The organism is Undibacterium sp. SXout20W, assembly GCF_049340285.1.
Classification (GTDB): Bacteria; Pseudomonadota; Gammaproteobacteria; order Burkholderiales; family Burkholderiaceae_D; genus Undibacterium.
In genome coordinates, this window is sequence record NZ_JBMPPH010000016.1 from 41637 (window position 1) to 54479 (window position 12843).

Sequence of the window (12843 nt, forward strand, 5' to 3'; positions counted from 1 at the left end):
AATTTCAGACTAAGTTATGCCGTTAAGCGTATTAAGCATGTATTGGCACTTTTGGTGCCAACGGTGTATCTGGTGTTGCTGGTGTTGCCAATATTGCTGATGTTGCATTTTTTGTGTCCATGACCGGTGCACCCATACCCATCCCGAATAAATCTTTTGGATTCATCATTTCAGGAATCAGATCGAGCAATGGTGACGTTTTTTGCATCACAAATTTTTCCAGATAACGCATGGCAGAAAAATCTTCTAATGCAAATCCGACCGAATCAAATACCGTTACTTGTTCAGCGGAGGCGCGACCTGGTGCCTTATCTTCCAAGATTGTCCATAATTCTGTGACTTGGAAATCTGCTGGCATTTGTTGTAATTCGCCTTCAATTCTTGATTGCGGCTCGTATTCAACCACAACATACGCGTTATTTAAAATGTCTGCATGTAGCTCTGTTTTGCCAGGGCAATCCCCACCGACGCCGTTGATGTGCATACCCGGTTCTATCATTTCTGGCGTCAGGATCGTTGCATTCGTTTTATCTGCCGTGACAGTTGTAATGATATCAGCACCTTTGACAGCTTCTGCAACGGAAGTCGCGCGAACGACACGTAAATTTGGATAAGCACGTAAATTATGAATCAATTTTTCTGTCGCTGCCGGATCAACGTCAAAAACCCGGATTTCTTCTATGCCAAGCATGGCATGAAATGCAACCGCCTGAAACTCACTCTGGGCACCATTACCAATCAAGGCCATGCTACGGCTATCAGGTCTAGCCATATATTTTGCGGCTAAAGCGGAGGTCGCGGCGGTGCGCAATGCAGTAGTCAGTGTTAATTCAGACAACAAGCGTGGGTAACCGGTATCAACATCCGCGAGTACGCCAAATGCAGTGACAGTCAGTAAGCCAGCTTGTGTATTTTTGGGGTGACCATTCACATATTTGAACGAGTAGTTGTGGCCGTCAGAAATTGGCATTAATTCAATGACGCCAACGTCAGAGTGATTTGCAACACGAGCCGATTTGTCGAAGCTTGCCCAGCGCAGATAGTCTTCTTTAATCATTTCAGCCATACGAGTGATCGCAGTTTCTGGCTTAACTTTGCGTAAGTGGGCTTGCATTTCTTGTGTGCCAATATAGGTCACCATGATGTTCTCCGAATAGTTTGAATTGTGTCGGACGCCTTAAAAAGTGGACGTGATGACTACGCATAACGACGTGATTTTTAGTGCATCCGATTAAACCAGAACATCGTCTTTGGACTTAGCCACGAAGAAATATCAGGCATGTCCGGAAGCCGCTGCGAAATTTTTCCGCATTTCGCAAAAGCCTCAAACACAAAAGTGCTGTTCGAAACGACGAGTTCTGTTATCCATTGTAGCGATCCGGATGAATAATTAGATTGCTAAATTCGTTGTATTAATGCTTAATAAAGAAATATAATTTCTAAAAATAATATATAAAGAATTTAAATTTCTAAATATGCTTGTTGTGTAAAATATCTTAAAAATCATCATGTGCCTTTCGCCGCAAAATGCATGCTTGGTTTTGGTGATTTATGGTCTGCCTAGTTGGTCGACAACATTTTGATGTCAAAACTTCATGTTTTTCAGCAATGTGAAGCCTGTAGCACAGACCGCAGTGTAAAAAAGCAAAATAAGGATTCAAATGGACGCTTATGACCTGAGTATCTTGCGCCATCTTCAAAATGATGGGCGCATGAGCAACCTGAGCCTCGCAGAGAAAATTCATTTGTCAGCACCACAGACTTTACGTCGGGTCCGCACATTAGAAGAGAAGAAGATCATCCGGGGTTACGTGGCGCAGGTGGCACCTGAGTCGGTTGGTCTGGGCGTGATGGCTTTTGTCAATTTATCCTTAGATCGCGAACAGTTCAGAAACGTCCGTGAAGTCGAGAAACAATTACGGGCGTTTCCGGAGATTATCGAGTGCCATACGATTTCGGGGGATTTTGACTATATTCTCAAAGTCGTTGCGACTGATTTGAAAAGCTTATCGCAATTTCTGACCGATACCTTGATGCAAGTACCTGGTGTCGCTTCATTGCGGTCGATGATTTGTATGGAAGAGGTCAAGCCAGTATGTGGCTTACCGATCGACTAACAATTTAAGTCAATGCAGACTCTATGCTAAAAAAATAATGGGTCTGACGGCGGGAACGCATCAGACCCATAACTTATTTTGCAACTTAGTGCAAAACTTAGTGCGACAGTTAGTGTGAAATTGCAAACCGCAACGAGAACTTTTTGAAGTGGCGATAGCTGGCGCCGAGCTTGTGTAAAGCGTCTAAAGACTGTTCCAAAGATTCGCCTTCTTTCGTGAAATTAGCGCGGAATTCCTCAAAAGCAGCTTCTAACACGGTCGAAAGTTGGTGGTTGTAGATACGACCATAATTCATTAAACGTCTTTTTGTGCGGAGTTTCATATTGCATCCTTGTAAGTGAGGGGAGGATTATAACTTGTTTAAAAAAATGACTGGTCTGGGGAGCAGACGTATCATCGCCAGCCAAACATCATTTGTCCCGCAAGTAAATTTTTTACAGGGCTCAACACATCGAGGGTACCGAGGCTAAGACCAAGTAAAGACTGCGTCAATGAACCGTCTGCAGAACTGGCAAATATCCTGGCCATGGTGTCTGTGATTCGAATCGTCAACTGACGATCAGTTTTACGCTGTTCAATAAAGAGCGGAATTCCAGCTTCGAGGTGTTCGTGTTGGCGGCTCAGACATTTTGCTAAGGTGTGCGCGTCTCTGAGGCCTAAATTTAATCCTTGTCCGGCCACTGGATGCAGCGTTTGTGCGGCGTTCCCTATGCTGACGCAGCGTTTGCTGGCGCTGGGTTGGGCATTTAAACCTAAGGGATAAGCGAAGCGTTTGGAAACCGTCTTGAAATCGCCAAGCCTATGTCCAAAAGCGATTTGCAGTGCAGCTAGAAAACTGGCATCGTCGAGCGTTAAGAGTTGCTCTGCCATCGAAGGACGGGCACACCATACTAAAGCATAGCCATCTTCTTGCGGTAGCAACGCCAGTGGCCCTTGTTCAGTGAAGCGCTCAAATGCACGTTGTAACTTTGCTTGATTGCATGTTACATGGGCGATGATGGCGGTTTGCTGATAGTCGTGGCGCTGCACGCGTTGTGATTGATCCGCAAAGGTACCACCTTCGGCCTGCACCAGAATTTTTGCAGTCACGGTGGAACACGCACTTGTTTCTGCATGCGTTAGGTTCAAGATCACTTGCTGTTCCTGTTCTTCAATCTGTGCGACCTGAAACGGTCTGAACATCTGAATTTTTGCTGCCGCGGCAGCCGTTTGCATGGGACGAATAATATCGCCATAGCGGGCAACGTAGCCAAGCGCTGGCACATCATAATCGGTCGCCCGCATCAGACTGCGGCCAAAATGCTGGCGTCGAGATACATGAATTTCTTGGATCGCCGTGGCTCTTATAGGCCAACTTCCAGCGCGTTGCAGGATTTGTTGGCTACCGTAAGAAATAGCAATTGATCGTGCATCTTGTTCTGATTGGGCGGCTGTTTTTGCATCAATCAGCACAATTTTATTGGCAGCGAATCCTTCCCGGTGCAACAGCAGAGCCAGTGCTTGTCCCACGGGTCCGGCACCGCAAATTGCAATATCAAAGTCTGTTGTCGTCATAAACTCTTATTCAACTATATTCAACTGTCTGCGTCTTGATTAGCGGTTTCCCGGCGCATTTTTTTCTAGGTCGCGCGCCGCATTTCCGCTTCAATCTCGGCGACTGTTTTGGGTGTGTCGCGGCTCAGGTTATGATGGCCGTCGCTGGTGATAAGGATATCGTCTTCGATGCGTATGCCAATATGCCAAAATTCTTCGGGAACATTTTTTGCCGGGCGTACATAAATGCCAGGCTCGATGGTAATCACCATACCCTCTTGCAAATGGCGATACGGCTTGTTTTCAGCGATGTTATGAATGTCGCGATATAAGCCGACATCATGCACATCGAGGCCTATCCAATGGCCAGTTCCATGCATATAAAATTGGCGATAGGCGAGACTGGCAATGGCATCATCGACGCTGCCTACAAGATTTTTATCGAGTAAGCCGGTGTCGAGCATCCCTTGCGTCAGCACACGGACTGCAGCATGGTGACCATCCATGTAACGAGCGCCAGGTTTGGCGCACGCAAGGGCTGCGTATTGTGAGGCAAGAACAATGTCGTACAAGGTCTTTTGTGCCGGACTGAATTTCCCGTTGACGGGGAAGGTGCGGGTAATATCTGCGGCATAGCTGTCAAATTCGCAACCGGCATCGATGAGTACTAAATCGCCATCATGAATTTGCGCCTGGTTGCTTTGGTAGTGCAGGACACAGGCATTCGCACCTGCGGCAACGATGGCGCCGTATGCAGGCGACTGCGCGCCCTGGCGGCGAAATTCATGCAGCAATTCGGCTTCTAATTCATATTCGAATTGCCCCGGTGTTGCGGTTCGCATCGCTCGCGCATGAGCGGCGCCAGAGATACTGGCGGCACGCTGCATCGTTGCGATTTCGATGCTGTCCTTGTAGAGGCGCATTTCGTCGATCAGATGGCGGACGTCAACCGTGGTTGTTGGTACACCGATGCCTGCACGACTTTTGGCACGTACTTCCTGTAACCATTGCTGTACTTGGGTATCCAAGTGGGGCTCGACGGCGGTGCTATAAAACAGCTTGTGTGTGTCAGCTAATAATTCAGGCATTTTCTGATGAATATCATCGATCGCATATGCTGCATCAAAGCCGAACTCTGTTTGTGCCGCCTCTGGTCCATATCGAAATCCATCCCAAATTTCGCGCTCGACATCTTTTTGACGACAAAAGAGGATTTCTGCTTGTTCGTCTGCCGTTGCAACCAGAACGATGACGGCGTCTGGCTCAGTAAATCCTGACAAATAATAGAAATAGCTGTCGTGACGGAATGGAAAAGTATTATCGTTGTTGCGTACCAATTCTCGTGCAGTAGGAATGATGGCAACGCCACCCCCCTGGGCTTGCATCAACGATATCAAGTGTTGACGACGGGCGGAAAAATGCAGGTGATTGGCCTGGCTCATAGTTAGCCTTTATTAAAATTCAATGGCGCATTGAGTGCGTTTAATTGCTCCGGCGTACCTAGGTTATGCCATTCGCCACGATACAATTCGCCGCCGATACGACCAGCATCAATAAACTCTCGCATCAACGGTGCCAGTTTTGCGTGATCGCCTGGACGAATACTGGCAAACATCTCTGGGCGATATACGCCAATGTTGGCGAAGGTATGACGTGGCGTACCTTCGTTGGATAAGCCCATCAGGGTTAACACAAAATCACCATTCGGATGGAAGTCAGGATTTTTGACCATGTAAAGCCAGGCGATATCGCGTTCATTTTCGGGAAGTGGATTACCCCATGGGTCATTGTCTTCTAGCGTATTGATACATTCTTTGAAATCAAAATGTGGAATATAAATGTCTGAAGAAACGACAATAAAAGGCTCCGCCCCCAGTAATGGCAGTGCTTTGGCGATGCCGCCAGCGGTTTCAAGCGCGGTTTCTTCTGGTGAATAGCTGATCTGAGCACCGAATTTGCTGCCATCGCCGAGCGTGTCGACGATTTGATGACCAAGATGCGCATGGTTGATCACAATCTCGGTGATACCGGCTTTGACCAGATTTAAAATATGCCAGACGATTAATGGACGACCGCGTACTTTTAACAATGGCTTCGGGCACGTGTCGGTCAGCGGACGCATCCGTTCACCACGTCCCGCTGCGAGTAACATAGCTTTCATGTGCTGTGCCTCAGAACGTGTAGCCAACTTGGGGCGCTGTATTTTCTAATTCATCGAGCAAGCGCAACAGCGGTACTAATTCTTTATAGCGATGACAGGTTTTTCGTACATATTCCATCACAGTGGGAATATCGGCCAGGAATTTATCTTTGCCATCGCGATGTGAAAGACGCGCAAAAAGACCCAAAATTTTCAGGTGACGTTGCAATCCCATCCATTCAAAATCGCGATAAAAGCTGTCAATGTCCGGCGCCACAGGCAAGCCCGCACGCTTGGCTTTTTCCCAGTAACGGATCGCCCAGTCCAGCACCATTTCTTCATCCCATTGCACATACGCATCACGCAATAATGACACCAGATCGTAAGTGATCGGTCCATATACGGCATCCTGAAAATCAACAATGCCTGGGTTGCCTTTGCCCATCCACATCAGGTTACGTGAATGGAAGTCACGGTGTACATACACCTGTGGTTGCGCCAGAGCACTTGCTAAAATATGGTCAAATACTTTCTGTAAAGTCGCGGCTTGTTTTTCGTTTAACGTCACGCCCAAATGCTTGTTCACGTACCATTCGGTGAATATATTTAATTCACGGGATAAAAACGCGCGGTCATATTCTGGTAAGACATCGGGCTGGCTTTGCGCTTGCATGAGCACCAGCGCATCGATGGCATCCAGATATAACTTATGTGCTGTGTCGTGATTTAACACATGTGCGTACGTGTGTAAGCCCAGATCGGTCACGAGCAAAAAACCAGCTTCCAGATTTTGCTCGAGCACTTCCGGTACCGTTAGATTGATGTCTTTGAGCAATTTTGCCATTTTAATAAAGGCAGCAGAATTTTCGGTCGCCGGTGGCGCATCCATCACGATCAGACTGCCGCCATTTTCTGTATCAATTCGGTAAAACTGACGGAAACTGGCATCCGACGATGCCGCACGCAAACTATCTATCTTGAGCGCATGGACAGACAAGCCGCCTAACCATTCTTTGAGGGCGGAATAGCGTTGTTCTTTTACCTCAGAAACAGTTGGAGCCGCTGGCTGATTATCGGTAGATGGTGTGGATGGCATGATTAATTTGTTAATAGATTGAGTTTGTGCGCACAGTTCGGCAAGATTTTGCGGCATTTCACCTATAATAGGCGACTAATTTCTGGCGGATTGTCTGAATGATACCGTCCAATATGCTTGCCAAAACGCTTACTGACTACTGAATACATGCGCAGGAAACCCGTATTATCTCACTCGCCGCTCTTGTTTCCTACTATCCCCGCGATTGTCGTGTCGGTGATAGTGCCTGCTTTCTTTGTTCAAGCGCAAGCACAGCCCCTGAAAATTTCGGAAACAATTGCGCCGACGGCTAACGCCGACAGCATGAGTTCCGTGCAGCAAACTCAGGCGTCTGAACAAAGTGAGCAAAGTGATCCTTTTAGTTTCGAGGAAGATACAGCCTTGCGGCAAAAGAGTAAGCGAGAAAAAAAGGACGAGCAAGACAAGCAAAAGCACCAGCGGCGCGAAGCAGATCAACGCGCTCCGACTGTTATTCAGGCTGAAAAAATGGTCGGACGTCCTGAGAGGGATGCTCATTTTGAAAATAACGTTGAACTTGTCAAAGGTAGTACGACCTTAACTGCGGATAAGGCAACCTACTTATATCTTGAAGATGAAGTTGCTGCAGAAGGTAATGTGCGCATCCGCAAAGAAGGCGATTGTTTTAATAGTGACAGTGCGCAACTTCGTCTGGATTCCGGGGTAGGAAATGTCAGCCGTGCGGACTACCATTTACTGGAGTCAAATGCGCAAGGCAAGGCCGCAAAAATCGATTTTCTCGATACAGAACGCTCCGTCGTTCATGAAGGAACATATAGTACTTGCAGCGGTCCTGATCCCGATTGGTATCTGCGCGCTGATACATTGAGTCTCGATAGTGGTCTCGATACAGGTGTCGCCGGAAAATCTGTACTGTACTTTATGGGAACACCGATCCTTGCTACGCCTACGTTGACCTTTCCGTTGTCAGGTGCTCGCCATTCTGGTTTTTTACCACCAACGATCGGTGCATCAACCGTGGGTGGGGTAGAATTTGGTCTGCCCTATTATTACAATATCGCGCCGAATCGTGATCTGACTTTGTATCCGAAAATCATTTCGCGCCGTGGTCTGCAATTGGGTGCCGACATGCGTTACCTCGGCGATACTTATCGCGGTGAGACGACACTTGAAGGTTTGGAAGGCGATAAATTAACAAATACCAGTCGTTATGCATTGACCTCGACACATCAACAACTGCTGACGCCGGCATTGAACTTGAGCTGGGATATTAATATCGCGTCAGACGATAACTACCCTTCAGATTTTTCGAATTCTATTACCAAAACTTCCCAGCGTCTGCTGCCACGCAATATCAATGCAACGTATTCGGGCTCATTTTGGGATCTCAGCATCTTGGCGAGTAATTATCAAGTTTTACAAGATCTGAATGCCCCCATTGACAGACCGTATGATCGGTTGCCGCAAATACAGTTTCATTCTGGGCAACGCGATATATTGGGTTTCGATTGGGCTTTTGATGCAAGCCTGACCCGTTTTTGGCACCCTACTTATGTGCGTGGAGACCGTCTGGTCATTAATCCTCAATTGTCGCTGCCGTTTGTGCAACCTGGTTATTTCATTACACCGAAGCTGATGTTGCATGCGAATGCCTATCAACTGGCAAATCAAGATCCGGGTTATGCCTCTAATTTTACGACTGTAGTGCCAACCTTTTCTGTCGATAGTGGAATGGTGTTTGAGCGGCAGAGTTCTTTGTTTGGGCGTGAAATGACGCAAACTCTGGAGCCACGTTTATTTTATGTGCGTACACCATATGTGAATCAAGACGCAGTACCGCTTTTTGATACAACCGACGCAGATTTTAACTTTGCGCAAATTTTTAGTGAAAACCGTTTTAGCGGGCAAGATTTGGTCGGCGACTCGAATCAAATTACGGCTGCATTGATATCTCGCTATATTGAGATGGATGGCGAAGAGCGATTAAAGTTAGCCATTGGACAGCGGTTTTATTTCAATACACAGAAAGTGTTGACTGACACCACAATGACACCAAGTCGCTCAGACCTGCTGTTAGCCGCAACTGGACAAATAACGCGTAGTCTTGGATTGGACCTTGGCTTACAGCTAAGTCAAAGCACACGCCAATCGGTAAAGTCGAATTATGGTATCCGTTGGCAACCTGAGCCGAAGAAAGTATTGAATGTGGCATACCGTTTTCAACGCGATAGCTTGGAAGAAGTCGATATTTCGGCACAATGGCCAATTGGAAGGCGCTGGTACGCAGTCGGCAGAAGCAACTATTCTTTAATGGATAGAAAGGTAGTTGATGGTCTGGCAGGTTTTGAATATAAAGCTGATTGTTGGGCGTTGCGTTTGGTGGCACAGCGGTTTGCAATTGATAGCCTCAACAACAATACTGGTTTTTCAATTCAGCTTGAACTTGGTGGATTAGGACGATTGGGTGTCGGAAATGATCCTATCGAAGCATTAAAACGTAATATCTCCGGTTATCAGCCGATTACTGAGCGTTAATACGCGATATGAAGAGCGCAATGAAGCGCTTTTTGGGGCAGTTAGTGAGTTTTTGGATATCGATGCGCAAGCATGATTGTTTGTGAAAACCCTGCTAACGTGTATATTGCAACTTTTATGCCGTGCAGCACTCTATAGTGTGGCACTGCTCAAACAGTTTTTTAGATCATTATGCGACATTTATTGCACATGAAACAACGTACTCTTTTATCTCTATTGGCATTCTCCGTTAGTTTGATCGCGGCACCAGCCAGTTTCGCGCAGCAAACAACTGCCGCTAGCCCAATAGTATCGACGCCAGCGAAGCCACAAGTTGTCAATAGCATTGCAGTGATCGTCAATGACGAAGTCATTACCAAGCAAGAAGTTGCAGAAAGGATGTCGACAGTTGAGCGCAATTTAAAAGCGCAAGGAACGGCGATTCCAGATCGTGCTGATTTGCAGAAACAGTTGTTAGAGCGCATGATTATTGACCGCGCTCAAATCCAATTGGCCAAAGAAAGTGGCATGCGCGTTGATGACGTGATGTTGGATCGTGCGATGTTGCGCTTGGCTGAGCAACAGAAAATGAGTTTGCAACAGTTCCGTAATCAGGTGGAGCGCGAGGGAACACCTTACGCTAAGTTCCGCGAAGCAATTCGTGATGACATCCTGATGCAACGCGTGCGCGAGCGTGAAGTTGATAGCAAAATCCTGATTACTGAATCAGAGGTTGATAACTTTTTGGCGATAGAAGCGAGCTCAAAAGCCGGCAAGCAAGAACTAAGTCTCGCCCATATCTTAATTCGCATTCCAGAAAATGCGACAGCCGATCAAATTGCTTTACGCCGTAATCGCGCAGAAGAAGTGTTGCAAAAATTACGTGCAGGCGGTGATTTTGCCAAATTGGCAGTGACCTATTCTGACAGCGCTGAAGCATTAAAAGGCGGCGATCTCGGCTGGCGTGAACAAGACCGTCTGCCACAATTATTTCTTGATGCGGTCAGTAAAATTAAACCAGGTGAAGTCACCGACATCATTCGTAGTCCTAACGGCTTTCATATTGTGAAGTTAAATGGCCAACGGGCCAGCAATGATGTCAAGCAGGATGCGGCGGTAGTCCAGCAAACGCATGTTCGTCATATCCTGATGAAACCGAATCAGATTATCACTGAAGCAGAAGTGCTGCAAAAAATGCAGGATATGAAGCGCAAGATCGTTGCCAAAGAAGCGACTTTCGAAGATCTCGCCAAAGCCAATTCTGCGGATGGTTCTGCGGCCAAAGGTGGTGATTTGGGCTGGATCTACCCAGGTGACACCGTACCTGAATTTGAACAAGCAATGAATAAACTGGCGATTGACGAGGTGAGTGACCCAGTCAAATCACCGTTCGGATACCATTTGATTCAAGTCTTGGAACGCAAAACAGAAGATCAGTCAAATGATCGCCAACGTCTTGCTGCACGTAACGCTTTGCGTGAACGTAAATCCGACGAAGCTTTGCAAGATTGGTTGCGTGAATTACGTGACCGTACTTATGTTGAATTCCGTACGGATGACAAATAATGTCTGATTCCAGATTGCCGGTCATTGCCTTAACGGTCGGTGAACCGGCTGGCATAGGACCGGAAATCTCGATACGTGCCGCCTGGGAATTACGCCATGAAGTGCGGCCGGTATTGGTTGGTGATGCCGCCTATCTTGCGATGCTGGCCAACGAGATTGATCCTGCTATTCAATTAATGGGCGTCTCTGTCGAGGCGCTCAGAAACTACGGCCTGTCGGCGATTAGCGCCGATAAAATAACTGTGATCGATTGCCCGCTCAATGCTCACGTGATTGCCGGTCAGCTTGATCCGCGCAATGGACGTTCCGTGTTGCATACGCTGGATGTGGCAATCGAGAGCGTACAACAGGGGTGGTGTGATGCGATCGTTACTGCGCCTTTGCAAAAGAGCACCATCAATGATGCGGGTGTGAAGTTCAGTGGACACACTGAATATTTCGCAGAAAAAACGCAAACCTCGCAAGTGGTCATGATGTTGGCGTGTGAAGCCAATGCGCATCTGGCGCAGCCTTTGCGTGTGGCCTTAGCAACGACCCACTTAGCGTTGAAAGACGTGCCAGCGGCAATCAAATTTGATGATTTGTTACGCACTCTACAAATTATTAATGATGATTTACGTCAAAAAATGGCCATCGCGCAGCCACGCATTTTAGTAACCGGACTTAATCCTCATGCGGGAGAAAACGGTTACTTGGGGCATGAAGAAATTGATGTGATCGCCCCAGTGATTGCAGCGGCCAAAAGTAGGGGCATCGCTGTCAGCGGGCCTTATCCGGCTGATACCTTATTTCAGCCAAAATATTTAGAACAGGCCGATTGCGTGCTCGCCATGTACCACGATCAAGGCTTGAGCGTGCTGAAACATGCGAGTTTTGGATTAGGTGTGAATATCACGCTAGGCTTACCATTGATTCGAACATCGGTTGATCACGGCACCGCACTAGATTTGGCCGCACAAGGGCTTGGGCATGCCGATATCAGCAGTATGTTGGTGGCAATTCGCGTTGCTGCTGATATGGCAAATAATAAAAAATAATCATGAAACATATTCCACGTAAACGCTTCGGACAGAACTTCCTGACCGATCAATTGGTATTGAGCCAGATCATTCGCGCGATCAATCCCAAGACTGGCGAAACTATGGTCGAAATCGGCCCGGGTTTGGCCGCTATGACACGCCTGCTTTTGGAAGGCATACCGCAGATGCATGTGGTTGAGCTGGATCGTGATCTCGTCACTCGGCTAAAAAAGAGTTTTCCGGCAGATAAATTGATCATCCACGAAGGCGATGCATTGAAATTCGACTTCAATACCATTCCTGTGCTTGAAGGTAAAAAATTGCGCGTCGTCGGTAATTTGCCATACAACATTTCTAGTCCTTTATTGTTCCATCTGGCAGAAATGGCGAACCAGGTTGAAGACCAGCATTTCATGCTGCAAAAAGAAGTTGTTGAACGCATGGTGGCGCCGCCAGGTAGTAAAACCTATGGACGTTTATCCGTCATGCTGCAATGGCGTTATGACATGGATTTATTATTTGTCGTCCCACCAGAAGCCTTTGACCCACCACCGAAAGTGGATTCGGCCATCGTGCGGATGATTCCGAAAAAAGAAACATTGGCCTGTGATCAGAAAAGTTTAGAAGCGGTCGTTACCAAAGCATTTTCACAACGTCGCAAAGTGGTGCGTAACTGCGTCGCCGGCATGTTTACCGAGCAGCAATTGATTGATGCGGGTGTCGATCCGCAAGCACGTCCAGAGACGATACCGTTGGAACAATTCGTGAATCTGGCCAGAATTTTACATGTGGCCACTATCTGATATCGCAATCCGGCTTCGCAGCCCGGCTTCGCAGCCCGGTTTAAGTTGATGTTGTCGTATTTTTTAAGCTGATTTT

11 protein-coding genes are annotated in these 12843 nt (G+C 47.2%); 5 read left to right on the forward strand and 6 right to left on the reverse strand.

Translation table 11 applies throughout. The features are described from left to right. Positions 1-31: 31 nt before the first annotated feature. Positions 32-1141, reverse strand: a complete 1110-nt coding sequence (locus ACO0K1_RS10465; protein ID WP_423025402.1) for an ornithine cyclodeaminase — start codon at positions 1139-1141, stop codon at positions 32-34. Between the two features lie 520 nt (positions 1142-1661). On the opposite strand from ACO0K1_RS10465, the gene ACO0K1_RS10470 reads away from it, so the two are divergent. Beyond that, complete coding sequence (locus ACO0K1_RS10470) at positions 1662-2117, forward strand: Lrp/AsnC family transcriptional regulator (protein WP_423025404.1); 456 nt, start codon at positions 1662-1664, stop codon at positions 2115-2117. A gap of 109 nt (positions 2118-2226) precedes the next feature. Here ACO0K1_RS10470 and ACO0K1_RS10475 read toward each other — a convergent pair whose 3' ends face one another. From ACO0K1_RS10475 to ACO0K1_RS10495, 5 genes are all read right to left on the reverse strand, one after another. Continuing rightward, entirely contained in the window at positions 2227-2439 is a 213-nt protein-coding gene (locus tag ACO0K1_RS10475; protein ID WP_423025406.1) for a hypothetical protein, read from the reverse strand. A gap of 71 nt (positions 2440-2510) precedes the next feature. Then, complete coding sequence (locus tag ACO0K1_RS10480) at positions 2511-3671, reverse strand: FAD-dependent monooxygenase (RefSeq protein ID WP_423025408.1); 1161 nt, start codon at positions 3669-3671, stop codon at positions 2511-2513. A 65-nt stretch (positions 3672-3736) separates the two neighbouring features. After that, a complete protein-coding gene (locus ACO0K1_RS10485; RefSeq protein ID WP_423025410.1) occupies positions 3737-5092 on the reverse strand; it encodes an aminopeptidase P N-terminal domain-containing protein in 1356 nt (451 codons plus the stop codon). Between the two features lie 2 nt (positions 5093-5094). Beyond that, positions 5095-5811: an N-acetylmuramate alpha-1-phosphate uridylyltransferase MurU gene (gene murU, locus ACO0K1_RS10490; protein WP_423025412.1), complete on the reverse strand. Its 717-nt coding sequence runs from the start codon at positions 5809-5811 to the stop codon at positions 5095-5097. A gap of 10 nt (positions 5812-5821) precedes the next feature. After that, positions 5822-6886, reverse strand: a complete 1065-nt coding sequence (locus ACO0K1_RS10495) for an aminoglycoside phosphotransferase family protein (RefSeq protein ID WP_423025414.1) — start codon at positions 6884-6886, stop codon at positions 5822-5824. A 147-nt stretch (positions 6887-7033) separates the two neighbouring features. Between ACO0K1_RS10495 and ACO0K1_RS10500 the strand changes: the two genes are divergently transcribed. From ACO0K1_RS10500 to rsmA, 4 genes are all read left to right on the forward strand, one after another. Then, on the forward strand, positions 7034-9400 hold the full coding sequence (locus ACO0K1_RS10500) for an LPS-assembly protein LptD (protein WP_423025416.1): 2367 nt from the start codon (positions 7034-7036) through the stop codon (positions 9398-9400). A gap of 189 nt (positions 9401-9589) precedes the next feature. Next, on the forward strand, positions 9590-10945 hold the full coding sequence (locus tag ACO0K1_RS10505) for a peptidylprolyl isomerase (protein ID WP_423025418.1): 1356 nt from the start codon (positions 9590-9592) through the stop codon (positions 10943-10945). Then, positions 10945-11982 carry a 4-hydroxythreonine-4-phosphate dehydrogenase PdxA gene (gene pdxA / locus ACO0K1_RS10510; RefSeq protein WP_423025420.1) on the forward strand — a complete coding sequence of 346 codons (1038 nt, stop codon included), beginning with the start codon at positions 10945-10947 and terminating at the stop codon, positions 11980-11982. Before ACO0K1_RS10505 ends, pdxA begins: the two co-directional genes overlap by 1 nt. 2 nt (positions 11983-11984) lie before the next feature. Beyond that, positions 11985-12767 carry a 16S rRNA (adenine(1518)-N(6)/adenine(1519)-N(6))-dimethyltransferase RsmA gene (gene rsmA / locus ACO0K1_RS10515; protein WP_423025422.1) on the forward strand — a complete coding sequence of 261 codons (783 nt, stop codon included), beginning with the start codon at positions 11985-11987 and terminating at the stop codon, positions 12765-12767. The last annotated feature ends 76 nt before the right edge of the window (positions 12768-12843 follow it).